We start from the raw sequence: 16,035 nt of genomic DNA, 5'->3' as shown, positions 1-16,035 counted from the left end.
GCGCCGCATCAATCCGTCGCCATCACCGCTTCGATCTCCTCGGCGCTGCGCGGCAGTGCGTCGGTCAGCACGCGGTGGCCATCATCGGTGATCAGCACGTCGTCCTCGGTGCGAATGCCGATGCCGCGCCACTTCGCACGCACGTCCTGATCGTCGGGGGCGACGTACAGCCCCGGCTCGATGGTGAACACCATGCCCGGCTCCAGCAGGCGCGATGCCCCCGCCAGTTTGTAGTCGCCGACGTCGTGCACGTCCAGGCCAAGCCAATGCCCGGTCTTGTGCCGGTAGAAACGCCTGTAATCGCCGCTCGCCAGATTCTGCTGCAAGCTGCCCTTGAGCAAACCCAGCCGCAGCAAACCTTCGGTCAGCACCTGCACCGCAGCCAGGTGCCCAGCCTCGTATGCTACGCCCGGCCGCGCCTGCGCCAGCGCCGCCGCGTGGGCCGCACCGACCAGATCGTGCAGCGCGCGTTGTTCGGCGCTGAAGCGACCATTGACCGGAAAGGTGCGGGTGATGTCGGCGGCATAGCCACGGTACTCGGCGCCCGCATCGATCAGCACCAGATCGCCGTCGCGCAGGCGCGCGGCATTGGCGTGGTAATGAAGCACACAGGCGTTACTGCCGCTGCCGACGATGCTCCCGTAGGCGGGACAGGCATCGCCTGCACGGAACGCGTGTTCGATCTCGGCCTGCAACTGGTATTCGTGCAGTCCGGGCCGCGCCACCCGCCACGCCGCGCGGTGCCCGGCCACGCTCAGGTCGGCAGCCACCTGCATCAGCGCGATCTCGCCGCGCGACTTGAACAGGCGCTGCTCGTGCAGCAGATGGCCCAGCTCCAGGAACTCATGCGGTAACTGCGCACCATGCCGCACCTGCTCGCGCACGCGCTTGACCCAACCGATCAGCTTGAGATCGAAATCAACATCGCGGCCGAAGTGGTAGTAGACCCGCGAGCGGCCTTCCAGCAGGCCAGGCAGGATGTCGTCGAGATCCTCGATCGGGTAGGCGTCGTCCATGCCATAGTCCTCCACCGCGCCTTCCTGGCCGGCACGCGGGCCGTCCCAAGCTTCGCGCTCGGGGTCACGCTCACGGCAGAACAGCAGCGCCTCGCCATGACGACGGCCGGGCACCAACACCAGGATCGCCTCCGGCTCCGGAAACCCGCACAGGTACCAGAAATCCGAATCCTGGCGATACGGATAATGGGTATCGTGACTGCGCACCCGCTCCGGCGCGCTCGGCAACACCAGGATGGCCTGCTCGCCCGCCATGTCCATCAGCCGTCGGCGCCGGCGCGCGTATTCGGCTGCGCCAATCCCGGTGAGCCGCTTCATCAGTTCAAACGCTGCCGGTGACGCGGACCGAGCACGCAGTCGCTATGCAGCAGCAGCACCGCCACCCGCAAGAATTCCTCGATTTCGGACAGCGCTTCTTCTTCCTCGTCGCCACTGTCTATGTCCTCGCTACTGGTCTGCCCCAGCCGCGCCAAGTCCTGTAAGGCCTCCAGCCCTTCTTCGGACAGCGGCGGCTTGGCGCCTGCGGCAAGACCGAAACCGCCCAGGAAGCTACGACACCACTCGAACAACGCATCGGCACGTTCGAGCAACGGCGCCCCAGGCTCGGCCAACACTAGGTCGAAACCGAAATCGCGGTCCTGCAACTGCGCCACGGTGGCCTCGCGCAGTTGGTCCAAGGCATCACCCCGGCGCGGCGTGGCAATGTCGGCATCGGCCAATACCGCCGCTGGCCAGGCGGGCAGGTCGGCGCCGCCGCCCGCCAGCCAGCCGCACAGGGCACCGTGGAGCTCGGCCGCGGATGCGGCCAAACCCAGTTGTTGGCTGGCATTGACGATCTCGGCGGCAGTGGGAAGTTCGGTCATGGATACAGGGCCTGTCGGGGGGCTTGCCACCGGCTCGGGAGGCCGACAGCGGACTGGATGACTGACCAGTGTAACAATCCGAACACACCTTGCTGCTTGTGGAGGCTTCCGGCACATGCCTACACTCACCACACCCTTTCCTTGATAGATATCACGTCCCGCCATGCCGTCAGAGCACCTCACTGCGGGAATCGCAAGCCATTTCGTCACCGACTGGAGTTTGAACCGTCTGGTGATCGCGCTATCGCTGGCCATCGGCGGACTGACCGTGGCACTGCATGCACTGCTATACCGGCGGCGCATGCAGCAAAAGCTAAAGTGCTACGAAGAGCTGCAGCAGCACGAACATTACCTGAAGCTGGCGCTATGGGCTTCGGGCGAGCACTTCTGGGATTACGACCTACAGAATCGCACGCTACGGCGGATGCGCGCGGACGATGCCAACCCGCATCTGCAGGACATCGCTCTGGTGATCCACGAGGACGATCCGCTGCGGATCCATCCCGACGACATCCAGCAGGCCAAACTCGCGCTCAGCGAGCATCTTGAGGGCCTGACCGCGATCTATCTGGCCGAATACCGGGTGGACCTGACCGGCGACGGCGTCTGGCGGTGGGCGCGGGTGCGTGGACGCGTGGTGGATTACGACGCGGTCGGCAATCCACGCCGGCTCGCCGGCACCGCGCGCGACATCACCTCGCACCGCCAAGCCGACCTGGAGCGACGTATCGCCGCGGAAGTGCTCCGCAGTATGAGCGAAGCGGTGGCCGTGCTCGACGAGGAGCGGCGCTTCATCTCGGTGAATCCGGCCTTCACCCGGATCACCGGCTACAGCGAACGCGAAGTACTGGGCCAGCCGATGACACTGATCGACCACGCGCCCAACGTCCCGCCACCCCCGATGCTCGATCAAGGACGCCACTGGCGCGGCGATGCCTGGAAGCGACGCAAGGACGGCCACGAGATCCTGTGCCACATGCGCCGCAACACCGTGGTCGATGCAGACGGTCGGCAAAGCTTCCAAGTGGTAGTGCTGGAAGACATCACCGAACAGAAGCGTGCCGAACAGGAACTTCGCTACCTGGCCAACTACGACACGCTGACCAGCCTGCCCAACCGCGCGCTGCTGTCCGAGCGACTGGCCCGGGCGATCGTCCGGGCACGACGTCAGGCCGGCGCGGTCGCGGTGCTGTTCCTGGATCTGGATCGTTTCAAGGACATCAACGACTCGCAGGGCCACCCCGTCGGCGATCAGGTTCTACGCGCAGTCGCCGAACGCCTGCAACAGGCGGTAGGACCGCAGCACACGGTGGCGCGTCTGGCCGGCGACGAATTCACCGTGGTGGTGGAGGACATCGTCAGCCAAGACGAGGCCGAAAGCGTCGCCGCGCGAGTGCTGGCGGCGTTCGAGCCACCACTGCGTCTGGACGATCGCCGCGAGGTGGCGGTTTCCACGTCCATCGGCATTTCCCTGTTCCCGCAGCACGCGCTACTGCCCAGCGAACTGCTCAAGCACGCCGATACGGCGATGTACCAGGCCAAGGCAGCCGGCCGCCGTAACGCCCAGGTGTACTCGGCCAGCATGGACGAGGCCACCCGCCATCGCGCGACACTGGCCAGCACCTTGCGCAAGATTCCGCTGGACCAGGAATTGAAACTGGTCTATCAGCCACGCTACTCGTTGCGCGAACAGCGCGTAGTCAGCGTGGAAGCGTTGCTGCGCTGGCATAGTGCCGATTTCGGCCCCGTCTCGCCGAGCCAGTTCATTCCCCTGGCCGAAGAGACCGGGTTGATCCTGCAAATCGGCGAATGGGTCCTGCGCCAAGCCTGCAGCGCGCTGCGCGACTGGCGACAAATGGGCCTGACCGATCTGTGCATGTCGATCAACGTCTCGGCGATCCAGCTCGAACGCAGCAACCTGCCCGAATTGATGGCGCAGATTCTGGCCGAAACCGGCGTACCGGCAGCCAATGTCGAACTCGAACTGACCGAGAGCGTGGTGATGTCGCAGGTCGGCAAGAGCGCGGAAATCCTGCATGCCTGCCGGGAACTGGGCCTGACCCTGGCAATCGACGACTTCGGTACCGGCTATTCGTCGCTGGCTTATCTGAAACGGCTGCCGATCAACACCCTGAAGATCGATCAGGCGTTTATCAGCGACCTGAGCCTGGACCCGGACGATGCCTCCATCACCAGCACCATTATCGCAATGGGACACTCGCTGGACCTGAAGGTGGTCGCCGAGGGCGTCGAACAGCCCAGCCAGCTAATGTTCCTGCGCGAGCACGGCTGCGACGAAATCCAAGGCCACTTGGTGGCGCCCGCGCTAGAACCGGACGCCTGTCTCAAGCTGCTGCAACAACCGCTGCGGCTCCCCATCTGAGCGGCAGCCATCACACCGCCGCGCGATGTCTTGACCACCGCGCGAACGCATGTCTATCGTGAGCGCCATGGACACACCCGACGCCCTCGCCGAACTTCGCGCACTCGCCACGCGCGTGGAAACGCTTGTGGAGCGTTGCCAGCGCCTCGCCGACGAAAACCGTAGCCTACGCCAACAGCAGGAGCAGCTGATCGGGGAGCGTTCGCAACTGCTGACCAAAAACGAACAGGCGCGCTCGCGCGTAGAAGCCATGATCGCCCGGCTGAAATCGCTGGAGCAGCACACGTGAGCGAACCGGTCAGCGTCCGCATCCTCGACCGCGAATACACCGTTGGCGTCGAGGCCGGAGAGCGCGACAGTCTGCTGGCTGCCGCGCGCCTGCTCGAGACGAAAATGCGCGAGATACGCGGCAGCAACCGCATGGCGGCAGTGGACCGCGTCGCCGTCCTCGCCGCGCTGAATCTGGCGCATGAACTCCAGCAACTGCGCGACGAGCACGCCCAGCGCGAACACGAAATGACCCGCACGCTTGCCGATCTCAACCGGCGCCTGGATCGCGTGACCGATACAACGCGTTGATTCGCTCATCGCGTCTCGATCATAAAGGTGAATTGCAACGCACCGTGCGACGGACGGACGCGCCAAGCACGGCGACAGCGCTATACTACCCCCGCGTTCTCTGCTGTGAACGACAGCGTGTGCAAACATTCGCCTTGTCCCTTAATGACGACCACGGGGTGGCGACGGAATCGGGAGTGCAGGTCCGCCTCGTAGCGGGAAGCCCGAAGGTTCTCCAGCCATCCCACTTGAACCCCGGGTTCAAGGTCGTTTCGCACGCATCGTCACGGCGGAGAATGCAATTCTTCCAGGAACCGGCGCCGCAAGGCGCCGTTTCCTTTTCTGCCGGTGCCGTTGCACCCTGCCATCGCCATCCCCACGTCGGCACGATCCACCTCCCGCACAGCGCGGCGGCGCTGGGATCTCCACCTCACGTGCGACCCGCACTGCGGCCACCAGCGTCACCGCTCCTGGCCGCCGACCGCACTGTCCGCCTTTGCCGCTGACGACCAATGCACCTCACTTCACCGTGCCTCCCACGCTCTAGGCAGCGTCCGCGCCGAACAGGACAATAGGAGCGCCTTTACCCTACTGCCCACTCATGCCTGCCGACGATCGCAAGCTCCTGCGTCAGCAACTGCGTGCGCGCCGCGGCGTGCTCCCTGCCGCCGCGCGCCTAGCCGCCGCCGACGCGCTGGCGCAACGCCTGCTCCAACTACCGTTCGCACCGCAGCACGGCTATGTCGCCGGCTACTGGGCGATGGACGGCGAGATCGCCCTGCATCGCTGGCAACTGTCGCTGCCGGACACGGTGCAATACTGCCTGCCCGTCCTGCACGGCACCACACTGCGCTTCGCACCATGGCGTCCGGGGCAGCCACTGGTCGCCAACCGCTATGGCATTCCAGAACCCGATCTCGATGCGGCAGCGATGCTCGCACCCGAACAGATGGCGCTGGTGGTGACGCCATTGGTGGGTTTCGACCACGCCGGCCACCGCCTGGGCATGGGCGGCGGCTGGTATGATCGCAGCTTCGAATTCCGCCAACAGCAAGCGCCTCCGCCATGGCTGGTCGGGGCGGCCTTCGACGCCCAACAGGTCGCTGCGTTGCCGATCGCCGCCTGGGACGTAAGGTTGGACGCAGTCTGTACCGAATCCCTCACTCTCGTGACCGCGCTCAATTCATCCGTATGACTGCACGCACCCGCTATTGGTTGATGAAATCCGAACCGGATACCTTCTCGATCGACGACCTGCAGCGGGTCGTTACCGAACCCTGGAATGGCGTGCGCAACTACCAGGCGCGCAATTTCATGCGCGACGGCATGAAAGTCGGCGATGGCATCCTATTTTACCACTCCAACTGCAAGGTGCCCGGCATCGTCGGCGTGGCCACAGTGGCTAGCGATGCCTACCCCGACGCCACCCAGTTCGACCCCTCCTCGGACTACCACGATCCCAAGGCCACACCGGAGCAACCGCGCTGGTATCTGGTGGACGTGGCATTCGAGCGCAAGCTGACACGCACGATCGCCCTGGACGAGATCAAATCGCACGCCGATGCGCTCGGCGATGGTTTTCCGCTGGTCGCGCGCGGCAACCGCCTGTCGGTCTTCCCGGTCAGTGCCGCGCAGTGGACCCTGCTGCTGTCGCTGGAGTGACGGCCTGCACAGCACGCGCCCTACCCCATCCCGTCCCCGGAACCGCCCCTATGTCTGAAGCAAAACGCCTTGCCGCCGAAAAAGCCATCGAGTACGTCGAGGACGGCATGATCGTCGGCGTCGGCACCGGCTCCACCGTCGCCTACTTCATCGATGCGCTCGGCCGCATCGGTCATCGCCTCAAGGGCGCGGTATCCAGCTCCGAACACAGCACCGCGCGCCTGCGCCAGCACGGCATCGACGTGCTGGAACTGAACCACACCGGCACCCTGTCGCTGTACGTGGATGGCGCCGACGAATGCGACCCGAACAAGTGCCTGATCAAAGGCGGCGGCGCCGCACTGACCCGAGAGAAGATCATCGCCGAGGCGAGCGAGCGCTTCATCTGCATCGTCGACCCCAGCAAACAGGTACAGACCCTGGGCGCATTCCCGCTGCCAATCGAAGTGATCCCGATGGCGCGCAGCCTGGTCGCCCGTGAAATCCTGGCGCGCAGCGGCGGCCAGCCAGTCTGGCGTGATGGCGTGATCACCGACAACGGCAACGTGATATTGGACGTACATCACCTCTCGATCAGCGATCCGCTCACGCTGGAGCGCGAGTTGAATCAGATCCCCGGCGTGGTCTGCGTCGGCCTGTTTGCGCACCGCCGCGCCGATGTGGTGATCGTGGGCGGCGAGCCACCGCGGGTGTTTTGATTCGGGATCGGGAAATGGTTTCCGGCGCCGCGACGCGTTGGACGCCTTGGCGGTCGCGCATCGCGGCCAAGATCGCTCCTACGATAGAAAAAAGTGCCCGCATTGGCTGCACATCGTGCCACGCTGCCAATCCAGTCAGGCGCTTGACTCCCCGCGCACGATGCAACAAGGTGCTCGTTCTCCTCCTCGCGCTTGTTGCAACGCCATGTCCCTGTCCCGAGCCTTTTGCGTTCTTTTCTTTGTTGCGCTCAGCGGCTGCGCCAGCGCCGGCGACCACTGGGTGGAACTGGGCGGGCACCGCTATCAAGTCGAGTTGGCCCAGGACGACGCCACCCGTGCACGCGGACTGATGTTTCGCGACCAAATGGCGGCCGACCACGGCATGCTGTTCATCCACAAACGCGAGGAACCCCAGGCCTATTGGATGAAGAACACCAAGATCCCGCTGGACATCCTCTACTTCGACACCCAACGCAAGCTGGTGGCGCAACAGCGCGATGTGCCACCGTGCTCGGCGGGCAACGCCTGCCCCCCATATCCGAGCAATGCGCCGGCGCGCTACGTGCTCGAACTCAACGCCGGTCAGGCCGAGCAACTCAAATTGCAAAACGGCACCGAACTGCGCTTCGGCCCAGGCATTGCGCAGGCCCATTGACTCCCCAAGGGGCCGTCCTCGCGCCACGGTCGTGGCGCTGAACCCGACATCGCTGTCAGGAACCGCCGGACTTGATCGGACTGCGTTTTGCCGCCAGTCTTCGAGCATGTCCGACGCACTGACATTGCCAAGCTGGAATACCCTGTCCACCCTGGACGACGATGCGCTGCCATTGCTCGCAACCGCGCTGCTGATCGCACGCGACGAATATCCGGAGCTGGATGCTGCCCACTACGACACGCTGGCGCAAAGCCATGCCGACCATCTGCGGCACGAAGTGGCGCTGATCGAACCATGGCCGCTGAAAATGGCGGCAATCAATCGCCATCTGTTCGAAGAGCTTGGCTATAGCGGCAATCACGACGAATACTACGACCCGCGCAACAGCTACATGAACCAAGTGTTCGAGCGCCGCCTGGGCAACCCGATCTCGCTAGCGCTCGTGCAGATGGAAGTGGCCCGGCGACTGGGTATCCCGCTGGATGGCGTCTCCTTCCCTGGACATTTTCTGGTGCGCCTGCCGGTGGACGACGGCCTGCTGGTCATGGACCCGTTCAACGGCGGCCGCCCGCTGGCGGTGGAAGAACTACGCGAACGCGTACGACCACACCTGGGCGGAGAAAACCCGGACGACCGTGCGCTGCTACAGATCCTGGATCCGGCTCCGCACCGCGCGATCCTCACCCGGGTGCTGCGCAACCTGCACGGCGTCTATGCCGAACGCGAGGAATGGGACCGTGCGGCACGCAGCGCCGACCGGGTACTCAAACTAATGCCAGACCAGTCGGAAGCCCTGCGCGACCGCGGTCTGGCCTATCTGGAAATGGATTATGTGCTCGGCGCCCGCCACGATTTGAGCCGCTATCTGCAGCTGAATCCGGAAGCACACGACGTGCTGCCAATCCGCGAACACTTGGTGGAACTGAGCGCACGCGCACAACGGATGCATTGACGCGCAGCGCCAGGGTCGTTGCAAGCGCACCATGCGCTTAAAAGACGATCGCCCTGTCGGGATGCGGCCACCCAGGGCTTGCAAGCATTCGTGCGCTGCGCGATGCCAGGACGGCCTCCGTCACGACACGGCGAAGGGTGAAGCCGCGCAGCGAAAGCCGCTCGTGCAGCATCCCAACGAAGCCGCGCACTGGCGGAAACCCACCAATCCCAACCGCTTACTCGATCGTCACCATCTCGAAATCGTCCTTGGTGACGCCGCAATCGGGGCAGGTCCAGGTGTCGGGCACATCTTCCCAGCGCGTCCCAGGCGCGATGCCCTCCTCCGGCAAGCCGTCGGCCTCGTTGTAAATGAAGCCGCAGACGACGCACATCCAGGCGCGGTAGATGGTGGCAGTGGCATCGCTCATTGGATAATCGCAGGTCTACGGCTGGGGAGAGCAGCATTGTCCCATCGCCGCCGACGTACCGAAAGGCTTGGCCCTCCATGAACGCATCCACCACGCCTCGCGGCGTGTACCTCATCACCCCGGACGAGACCGATGGCACACGCCTGCTGGAACGGGTGGCACCATTGCTGGAACAGGGCGTGACCTGGCTGCAATACCGCAACAAGCGCGCCGATGCGGCGCAGCGGCTGGCCCAGGCCAGCGCGTTACACGCCATGTGCCTGCGGGCCGGGGTACCGCTGATCGTCAACGACGACGTGACACTGGCACAGACGGTCGGCGCCGCCGGCGTGCATCTGGGCGAGGACGACGGCGACCTGAGTCGCGCCCGCGCCACGCTCGGACCACACGCGCTGATCGGCGCCTCTTGCTACGACGATCTGCAGCGCGCCCGCGCCGCCGCCATGGCCGGCGCCAGCTATGTCGCGTTCGGCGCGTTCTTTCCCAGCCGCAGCAAGGTCGCCACACGCCGCGCCGATCCTGGCCTGCTGCGCGACGCCGCAGCGCTGCGACTGCCGCGCGTAGCGATCGGCGGCCTGACCCCGGACAACGCACGCGCCGTGGTCGCCGCCGGCGCCGACCTGCTGGCGGTGATCAGCGGCGTGTTCGATGCCGACAACCCACGCGCCGCGCTGGCCGCCTATCGCGCCTGTTTCGCCTGATGCGCTGGCTGGGCCTGCGCGGCGTCCACGCGTCACTGCGTCCATGCATGCGACCAACATCAACGCCGCGTGCGCGGCATGACGACAGCGCATCCACCACCAACACGCATGGTGGTTCCCCACCATAGCCGCGACAATAACTGCACATGCGCCAGACGCCCGCCCGCTCAACCCGCCGAGGATTTCCGCCCATGCACCACGCCCGTTCACACGCTCTGTTCGCACAAGCGCAGTCGCTGATCCCCGGCGGGGTCAATTCGCCGGTGCGCGCTTTCAAGTCGGTCGGTGGCGAACCGTTCTTCGTGCAGCGCGCCGACGGCCCGTATCTGTACGACGTCGATGGCAACCGCTACATCGACTACGTCGGCTCGTGGGGGCCGATGATTGCCGGCCACAACCATCCGGCGGTGCGCGAGGCGGTGCAGCGCGCGATCGCCGACGGGTTATCGTTCGGCGCGCCATGCCCGGCCGAGGTGACGATGGCGCAGACCATCACCCGGCTGGTGCCATCGTGCGAAATGGTGCGCATGGTCAACTCCGGCACCGAAGCCACGCTATCGGCCGTGCGCCTGGCGCGCGGCGCGACCGGGCGCAGCCGCATCGTCAAATTCGAAGGCTGCTATCACGGCCACGGCGACTCGTTCCTGGTCAAGGCCGGCAGCGGCATGCTGACCCTGGGCGTGCCGACCTCGCCGGGCGTGCCGACGGCGCTGAGCGAGCTCACCGCCACGCTGGTCTACAACGACATCGAGGGCGCCAACGCGTTGTTCACACAGATGGGCGATGAAATCGCCGCGGTCATCATCGAACCGGTGGTCGGCAACGCCAACTGCATCCCGCCACGCACCGGCTACCTACAGCATCTGCGCGCACTGTGTACCCAGCATGGCGCGCTGCTGATTTTCGACGAAGTGATGACCGGCTTCCGCGTCGCCCTCGGCGGCGCGCAGGCGCACTACGGCGTGGTGCCGGATCTGACCACCTTCGGCAAGATCATCGGCGGTGGCATGCCTGTAGGCGCCTATGGCGGACGCGCCACGCTGATGCGGCAAATCGCACCATCCGGCCCGATCTATCAAGCCGGCACGCTGAGCGGCAATCCGGTGGCAATGGCTGCCGGCCTGGCGCTGCTGGAGTTGATCCAGGCACCCGGCTTCCACCAACGTCTGGAGTCGGCCACCGCGGCGCTATGCGCCGGGCTCGAACAGGCAGCCGCCGCGGCTGGCGTGGCGGTCACCACCAACCAGGTCGGTGGGATGTTCGGCCTGTTCTTCACCAGCGAAAAAGTAGAGACCTACGCGCAGGCCACCGCCTGCGACACCGCCGCGTTCAACCGCTTCTTCCACGCGATGCTCGCGCGCGGCGTATTCCTGGCGCCGTCGGCGTACGAGGCCGGATTCCTCTCCAGCGCCCACGACGACGCCGTGCTGGCGGCGACGCTGCAAGCGGCACGCGAAGCGTTCGCGGAGGTCGCTGCTGGCTGACGACGCCAAAAGCGAGTGCCGCTCAGCGCGTAGCGAGGTAATCGCGCAAAGCGCCGCGCAGGCGCGTCAGGCCTGCGCTCAATTCGGCATCGCTGAGGTTCAACGCCGGCACGAAGCGCAACACATCCGGACCGGCTTGCAGAATCAGGACACCATGCGCGGCAGCATGATCGAGGATCGCGCCAGCCTGACCCGCGTGCGCCGACGTCAGCACCGCGCCCAGCATCAAGCCACGACCGCGCACCTGGGAAAACAGCGCGAAATCGTCGTTGAGCGCAGCCAATCCCTGGCGCAAGGCCACCGACTGCTTGGCCACGTTGGCCGCGATCGGCGCGGACGCCAGCTTGCGCAGCGCCACCCGCGCCACCGCGGCAGCCAGTGGATTACCGCCGAAGGTGGTGCCATGCGCGCCGAACTGCATGGCCTCGGCCACCTTCGGCCCGGCCAGCATCGCACCGATCGGAAAGCCACCGCCCAGCGCCTTGGCCAGGGTCACGATGTCCGGCGTCACCTCGTCTTGCCAATGCGCGAACAAGGTGCCGGTGCGGCCCATGCCGCATTGGATTTCGTCCAGCACCAGCAACGCGTCATGGCGATCGCACAGCGCGCGCACCTGTGCCAGAAAGCCCGGCGCGGCCGGCATGACCCCGCCCTCGCCCTGCACCGGTTCCAGCATGACCGCAGCCACATCGCCAGTGGCCATCGCCGTTTCCAGTTGCGCGATGTCGTTGAAGTCGACGTAACGGAAGCCGCCAGGCAACGGTTCGTAGCCTTCCTGATATTTGGGCTGCGCGGTCGCGGTGACCGCTGCCAGCGTCCGGCCATGGAAGCTGCCGCGAAAGGTCACGATGACCCGCTGCTGCGGCGCGCGCCCCTGGCTGGCCGCCCACTTGCGCACCAGCTTGATCGCCGCTTCATTGGCCTCGGCGCCGGAATTGCACAGGTACGCCTTGTGCGCGAACCGCGACGCCTCGACCAACTCCTCGGCCAGACGCAACGGTGGCTCGCTGTAGAACACATTGCTGGTGTGCCACAGCTTGCCCGCCTGCTCCAGCAGCGCCGCATGCAGATCCGGATCGTTGTGACCGAGGCCGCACACGGCAATGCCGGCGGCCAGATCGATGTAGTCGCGCCCCTCGCTGTCCCACAGCGTGGCCCCCTGGCCGCGTTCCAGCACCAGGTGACGCGGGCGGTAGATCGGCAGGCAATAGCGCTGAGCGAGGGCAATCAGCTCTGCGGTGGCAGAAGCGGTCATCGAAGCAATCCAGCAGGGAAAAGCCGATTATAAAGACCACCGCAACCGCCTGCGCGCAGCGGTGTGCAAGACGCAAAAACGTTCACCATACTCCGGTATTGGGCATCGACGCCCACGGCTCGGCCGGGGCCAACGCTTCGCCCTTCTGCAGCAGTTCAATCGAGATCAGGTCGGGGCTGCGCACGAAGGCCATGCGTCCGTCGCGTGGCGGACGGTTGATGGTCACGCCTTGCGCCTGCAGGTGTGCGCAGATGGCGTAGATGTCATCCACCTCGAACGCCAGATGGCCGAAATTACGCGCGCTGCCGTAATCCTCGTCCGAGCCCCAGTTGTAGGTCAGCTCGACTTCGGCTTGCGGGTTTTCCGGCGCACCGAAGTACACCAGGGTGAACTTACCCGCGGCATTCTCGATGCGGCGGGTCTCGTACAGGCCCAAACCTTTGGTGAAGAACGCGCTGGTCTTTTCCAGATCGTGGACGCGGATCATGGCATGCAGGTATTTCATCGCGAAACTCCAGTGAATGGGGAAAACGGCCGAGTGCCTGCGTATTCGCAAAACACAACTGTGCTGGATTTACCCAGCGAGCGAGGCAATAGCGCGATCAACGCCGTGCCTGTATCGCCAGGGATGGGCAAGACGTATCGACCCAACCGCCTCACGGTTTCGGCCCCTGCCCTTCGTTGTCCTCCCAGTGCAGCACCCGCCGGGTCACGAAACGGTATACCCTCTTGCCACTGGCGAACCACAGCGTGCGCACCCAGGAATGGCGCCTGAGCAGACGCCGCTCCACCGGCGTCAGCGCATGCGCGCAATACATGCGCTTGTGCTTGAGCAGATGGCGCAGATCCTCGCGTGCCAGCAAGCGCATCCAGCGCGAACGTGGCGCCCCACGCACCGCCAGTTGGAAATCGATCAACGCCGGACGACCGTCTTCCAGCACCAGCCAGTTCGCTTCCTTGGCCAGGTCGTTGTGCGCCACCCCGCGTCGGTGCACTTGCTGCAACAGGCGCCGGGCATTGCGGAAGTACGTCAGGTCCCCGCGCGGCGGCCGCTGGTACATCGCCGCACCGGCCAGATAGCTGCGGTCCAGGAAGATGCCATCCCAGCCGCGCAATTGCGGCGTCGCCGCCATGCCTGCCAACTGCCGCAGCGCGCAGGCTTCGCGCCGCGCCAGCCACCATGCCGGCAGACGTAACCACCACGGCGAGGCGCTCAGATCGCGGCGTACGAAGCGCCCGTCGCCTTCACCCAGCAACAGGATGCGCCCGAAGCTGTCGGACTTGAGGATCTGAACGGAATCGGCGGCAGGCATCGCCCCAGTTTACGCGGAACGCCATCCGGACCCGCCTATAATTCGCGGATGAATGTCTCATGGACCGATGCCACGCTGGCGTGGATCGCAGCGCACCCCATGCTGGCCGGCGCGGTCATCTTCGCGATCGCGCTCTGCGATGCGGTCATCCTCCTCGGCACGGTGGTGCCGGCGCTGCCGCTGCTGTTCGCGATCGGCGTCTTGATCGGCCTGGGTCGGATTTCCGGTCCATATGCGGTCCTCAGCGCCGCGCTGGGCGCGCTGATCGGCGACGGACTCAGCTACTGGGTCGGATACCGCTGGGGCCACCGTTTGCGCAGCTACTGGCCGTTCAAACGCTATCCGCAGTGGCTGGACCGTGGCGAGGCGATGTTCCGCCGCAATGCGTTCAAGAGCATCTTGGTCGCCCGCTACGTGGGCGCGATCCGGCCGTTCGTGCCAGCGGTGGCAGGCATGTTGAAGATGCCGCTGCGGCGCTACCTGCCGCCCAGCAGCTTGGCGGCGGTGACTTGGGCGCTACTGTTCCTCGGGCCGGGCTGGCTGCTCGGCCAGGCTTACGAAGCGGTAGCGGCGGTAGCCGGGCGTCTGTTCCTGATTCTGGGCCTGCTGACGCTGGCGTTGGCGCTGGTCTGGACGATCGTGCTGCACGGCTACCGCTGGTCGGCCGGGCACATGGATGCGCTATTGGCGCGCGCGCTGGACTGGTCGCACCGACATCCAGTGATCGGTCGCTATTCGGTCGCCGTGTTCGACCCGCAACGGCGAGAGTCCGTGCCGCTGGCGATGCTGGCGACGATGCTGCTGGTACTGGGATGGGGCTGGTTCGCACTGCTGATGCTGGTGATCGCGCACGACGCACCGCTGCGCCTGGACCTGGCCGTGCACGACCTGATGCTGGCGCTACGCAATCCGTTGGCGGACGCCCCGATGGCCGCGCTGGCATCGCTCGGCGACTGGCAGGTGCTGGCACCCGCCACGGCACTGGGCCTAGGCTACCTGACTTGGCGCCGGCGCTGGATGGCCGCGACGCACTGGCTGGCGGCGCTGGCGTTCGGCCTGGCCTTGACCAAACTGCTCGGCAGCACCGTGCACGTGGTGCAACCGCCAACAGCCAGCAGCGGTTTCGGCTTTCCATCGGTCGCAGTGACCATGGCGACGATCAGCTTCGGCTTCTTCGCCGTGTTGATCGCACGTGAACTCCCTGGGCGCTCACGGGTCTGGCCGTATCTGCTGTCCGGCGTGGTGGTCACGCTGATCGGCTTCGCCCACCTCTACCTGGGCGCGCATTGGCTTAGCGACGTGGTCGGCGGCATGCTGTTCGGCATCTTCTGGCTGTTGGTGCTGGGCATCGCCTACCGCCGTCGCCTCGAGCGCAGGTTCTGGATGACGCCACTGGCATGGCTGTTCTACGGCGGATTCGTGGTCGCCGCGCTGTGCTACGCACCACGCCACCTGGAACGCAAACTGGCCAAGTTCGAACCCCCACCACCGCCACTGGCACAGATCGCGACATCGGCCTGGTGGCAGCACGACTGGCAGCAACTACCACCGCGCCGCAACGCATTCGACGACGACCAACGCTGGCCGCTGAATTTACAAGTGGCCGGACCGCTGGCGCCGTTGCAACGTCGGCTCGCTGCCGCCGGCTGGCGAGTCCAACCACAAGCCGGCTGGCGGCAGGCGCTGCAATTGCTCGACGACACGGCAATACCCGCACAGGTGCCGGTATTGCCGGCGACACTGGATACCCGAGTGGAATCGCTACTGATGCTACACCACGGCGCGCACTCAGACGAACTGTACGCACTAAGATTGTGGCCGGCCGCCGCACGCCTGCAGCCAGGCAACCTGCCGCTCTGGCTCGGCAGTGTGCAGCGTCTGCGCTACGAACGCCATTTCAACCTGATCGGGATGTGGCGGCCTCTACCGGACACCGAGTCCGCACTTGACGAGGTCACCGACGCACTGCACGACCTGCCCAAACGCAAGGAAGTGCATCACTCGTCGCAGGGTTCGGTACTTCTTGTGCGCAGCAACGATGAAACGCCAGCGACACGGCCCTGAGAGGCACAAGAACAATCGAATC

Annotated in this window: 17 protein-coding genes and 1 other RNA gene; 12 read left to right on the top strand and 6 right to left on the bottom strand. The window is 65.5% G+C overall.

The window, feature by feature from the left end; all coding sequences use genetic code 11:
* Positions 1–8 precede the first annotated feature (8 nt).
* Together XaFJ1_RS03665 and XaFJ1_RS03660 are read right to left on the bottom strand one after the other, a co-directional pair.
* The gene (locus XaFJ1_RS03665) at positions 9–1,334 is read right to left on the bottom strand and encodes an aminopeptidase P N-terminal domain-containing protein (protein WP_012915317.1); all 1,326 of its coding nucleotides are present in this window, start codon (positions 1,332–1,334) and stop codon (positions 9–11) included.
* Entirely contained in the window at positions 1,334–1,879 is a 546-nt protein-coding gene (locus XaFJ1_RS03660) for a YecA/YgfB family protein (protein ID WP_012915316.1), read from the bottom strand. The genes XaFJ1_RS03665 and XaFJ1_RS03660 overlap by 1 nt, the downstream gene beginning before the upstream one ends.
* A 163-nt stretch (positions 1,880–2,042) precedes the next feature.
* Here XaFJ1_RS03660 and XaFJ1_RS03655 point away from each other — a divergent pair, with 163 nt between their 5' ends.
* From XaFJ1_RS03655 to XaFJ1_RS03615, 9 genes are all read left to right on the top strand, one after another.
* The gene (locus XaFJ1_RS03655) at positions 2,043–4,262 is read left to right on the top strand and encodes a putative bifunctional diguanylate cyclase/phosphodiesterase (RefSeq protein ID WP_045756737.1); all 2,220 of its coding nucleotides are present in this window, start codon (positions 2,043–2,045) and stop codon (positions 4,260–4,262) included.
* 67 nt (positions 4,263–4,329) lie between these two features.
* Positions 4,330–4,551 carry a TIGR02449 family protein gene (locus XaFJ1_RS03650; protein WP_012915314.1) on the top strand — a complete coding sequence of 74 codons (222 nt, stop codon included), beginning with the start codon at positions 4,330–4,332 and terminating at the stop codon, positions 4,549–4,551.
* Positions 4,548–4,841 carry a cell division protein ZapA gene (locus XaFJ1_RS03645; RefSeq protein WP_012915313.1) on the top strand — a complete coding sequence of 98 codons (294 nt, stop codon included), beginning with the start codon at positions 4,548–4,550 and terminating at the stop codon, positions 4,839–4,841. The genes XaFJ1_RS03650 and XaFJ1_RS03645 overlap by 4 nt, the downstream gene beginning before the upstream one ends.
* A gap of 94 nt (positions 4,842–4,935) precedes the next feature.
* Positions 4,936–5,120, top strand: a non-coding RNA gene (gene ssrS / locus XaFJ1_RS03640) — 6S RNA.
* A 301-nt stretch (positions 5,121–5,421) separates the two neighbouring features.
* The gene (locus XaFJ1_RS03635) at positions 5,422–6,015 is read left to right on the top strand and encodes a 5-formyltetrahydrofolate cyclo-ligase (RefSeq protein WP_012915312.1); all 594 of its coding nucleotides are present in this window, start codon (positions 5,422–5,424) and stop codon (positions 6,013–6,015) included.
* Positions 6,012–6,482, top strand: a complete 471-nt coding sequence (locus XaFJ1_RS03630; RefSeq protein WP_012915311.1) for an EVE domain-containing protein — start codon at positions 6,012–6,014, stop codon at positions 6,480–6,482. Before XaFJ1_RS03635 ends, XaFJ1_RS03630 begins: the two co-directional genes overlap by 4 nt.
* A 50-nt stretch (positions 6,483–6,532) precedes the next feature.
* Complete coding sequence (gene rpiA / locus XaFJ1_RS03625) at positions 6,533–7,180, top strand: ribose-5-phosphate isomerase RpiA (protein ID WP_012915310.1); 648 nt, start codon at positions 6,533–6,535, stop codon at positions 7,178–7,180.
* A 205-nt stretch (positions 7,181–7,385) separates the two neighbouring features.
* The gene (locus XaFJ1_RS03620; protein WP_012915309.1) at positions 7,386–7,835 is read left to right on the top strand and encodes a DUF192 domain-containing protein; all 450 of its coding nucleotides are present in this window, start codon (positions 7,386–7,388) and stop codon (positions 7,833–7,835) included.
* A 37-nt stretch (positions 7,836–7,872) separates the two neighbouring features.
* Positions 7,873–8,787 carry a SirB1 family protein gene (locus XaFJ1_RS03615; protein ID WP_425476774.1) on the top strand — a complete coding sequence of 305 codons (915 nt, stop codon included), beginning with the start codon at positions 7,873–7,875 and terminating at the stop codon, positions 8,785–8,787.
* A 217-nt stretch (positions 8,788–9,004) separates the two neighbouring features.
* Here XaFJ1_RS03615 and XaFJ1_RS03610 read toward each other — a convergent pair whose 3' ends face one another.
* Complete coding sequence (locus tag XaFJ1_RS03610) at positions 9,005–9,196, bottom strand: rubredoxin (RefSeq protein ID WP_012915307.1); 192 nt, start codon at positions 9,194–9,196, stop codon at positions 9,005–9,007.
* Between the two features lie 77 nt (positions 9,197–9,273).
* Here XaFJ1_RS03610 and thiE point away from each other — a divergent pair, with 77 nt between their 5' ends.
* Together thiE and hemL are read left to right on the top strand one after the other, a co-directional pair.
* Positions 9,274–9,897: a thiamine phosphate synthase gene (thiE, locus tag XaFJ1_RS03605; protein ID WP_012915306.1), complete on the top strand. Its 624-nt coding sequence runs from the start codon at positions 9,274–9,276 to the stop codon at positions 9,895–9,897.
* A gap of 191 nt (positions 9,898–10,088) precedes the next feature.
* Positions 10,089–11,381, top strand: coding sequence for a glutamate-1-semialdehyde 2,1-aminomutase (gene hemL, locus XaFJ1_RS03600; RefSeq protein ID WP_012915305.1), 1,293 nt, complete (start codon positions 10,089–10,091; stop codon positions 11,379–11,381).
* A 22-nt stretch (positions 11,382–11,403) separates the two neighbouring features.
* Here hemL and XaFJ1_RS03595 read toward each other — a convergent pair whose 3' ends face one another.
* The 3 genes from XaFJ1_RS03595 to XaFJ1_RS03585 form a co-directional block, all read right to left on the bottom strand.
* On the bottom strand, positions 11,404–12,636 hold the full coding sequence (locus XaFJ1_RS03595; protein ID WP_012915304.1) for an acetylornithine transaminase: 1,233 nt from the start codon (positions 12,634–12,636) through the stop codon (positions 11,404–11,406).
* A gap of 82 nt (positions 12,637–12,718) precedes the next feature.
* Complete coding sequence (locus XaFJ1_RS03590) at positions 12,719–13,141, bottom strand: VOC family protein (RefSeq protein ID WP_012915303.1); 423 nt, start codon at positions 13,139–13,141, stop codon at positions 12,719–12,721.
* 151 nt (positions 13,142–13,292) lie between these two features.
* Complete coding sequence (locus XaFJ1_RS03585; protein ID WP_012915302.1) at positions 13,293–13,949, bottom strand: serine/threonine-protein kinase; 657 nt, start codon at positions 13,947–13,949, stop codon at positions 13,293–13,295.
* Positions 13,950–13,997: 48 nt separating this feature from the next.
* Here XaFJ1_RS03585 and XaFJ1_RS03580 point away from each other — a divergent pair, with 48 nt between their 5' ends.
* Positions 13,998–16,013 carry a bifunctional DedA family/phosphatase PAP2 family protein gene (locus XaFJ1_RS03580; RefSeq protein WP_012915301.1) on the top strand — a complete coding sequence of 672 codons (2,016 nt, stop codon included), beginning with the start codon at positions 13,998–14,000 and terminating at the stop codon, positions 16,011–16,013.
* The last annotated feature ends 22 nt before the right edge of the window (positions 16,014–16,035 follow it).

The organism is Xanthomonas albilineans, from assembly GCF_009931595.1.
Taxonomy (GTDB): domain Bacteria; phylum Pseudomonadota; class Gammaproteobacteria; order Xanthomonadales; family Xanthomonadaceae; genus Xanthomonas_A; species Xanthomonas_A albilineans.
This window is presented reverse-complemented; position numbering and strand designations above follow the sequence as displayed.

What these genes read in the sequence shown, in the direction of transcription:
- XaFJ1_RS03665 (WP_012915317.1), bottom strand. Translation starts at nt 1,334, where the DNA reads ATGAAGCGGCTCACCGGGATTGGCGCAGCCGAATACGCGCGCCGGCGC.
- XaFJ1_RS03660 (WP_012915316.1), bottom strand. Translation starts at nt 1,879, where the DNA reads ATGACCGAACTTCCCACTGCCGCCGAGATCGTCAATGCCAGCCAACAA.
- XaFJ1_RS03655 (WP_045756737.1), top strand. Translation starts at nt 2,043, where the DNA reads ATGCCGTCAGAGCACCTCACTGCGGGAATCGCAAGCCATTTCGTCACC.
- XaFJ1_RS03650 (WP_012915314.1), top strand. Translation starts at nt 4,330, where the DNA reads ATGGACACACCCGACGCCCTCGCCGAACTTCGCGCACTCGCCACGCGC.
- XaFJ1_RS03635 (WP_012915312.1), top strand. Translation starts at nt 5,422, where the DNA reads ATGCCTGCCGACGATCGCAAGCTCCTGCGTCAGCAACTGCGTGCGCGC.
- XaFJ1_RS03630 (WP_012915311.1), top strand. Translation starts at nt 6,012, where the DNA reads ATGACTGCACGCACCCGCTATTGGTTGATGAAATCCGAACCGGATACC.
- rpiA (WP_012915310.1), top strand. Translation starts at nt 6,533, where the DNA reads ATGTCTGAAGCAAAACGCCTTGCCGCCGAAAAAGCCATCGAGTACGTC.
- XaFJ1_RS03620 (WP_012915309.1), top strand. Translation starts at nt 7,386, where the DNA reads ATGTCCCTGTCCCGAGCCTTTTGCGTTCTTTTCTTTGTTGCGCTCAGC.
- XaFJ1_RS03610 (WP_012915307.1), bottom strand. Translation starts at nt 9,196, where the DNA reads ATGAGCGATGCCACTGCCACCATCTACCGCGCCTGGATGTGCGTCGTC.
- thiE (WP_012915306.1), top strand. Translation starts at nt 9,274, where the DNA reads ATGAACGCATCCACCACGCCTCGCGGCGTGTACCTCATCACCCCGGAC.
- hemL (WP_012915305.1), top strand. Translation starts at nt 10,089, where the DNA reads ATGCACCACGCCCGTTCACACGCTCTGTTCGCACAAGCGCAGTCGCTG.
- XaFJ1_RS03595 (WP_012915304.1), bottom strand. Translation starts at nt 12,636, where the DNA reads ATGACCGCTTCTGCCACCGCAGAGCTGATTGCCCTCGCTCAGCGCTAT.
- XaFJ1_RS03590 (WP_012915303.1), bottom strand. Translation starts at nt 13,141, where the DNA reads ATGAAATACCTGCATGCCATGATCCGCGTCCACGATCTGGAAAAGACC.
- XaFJ1_RS03585 (WP_012915302.1), bottom strand. Translation starts at nt 13,949, where the DNA reads ATGCCTGCCGCCGATTCCGTTCAGATCCTCAAGTCCGACAGCTTCGGG.
- XaFJ1_RS03580 (WP_012915301.1), top strand. Translation starts at nt 13,998, where the DNA reads ATGAATGTCTCATGGACCGATGCCACGCTGGCGTGGATCGCAGCGCAC.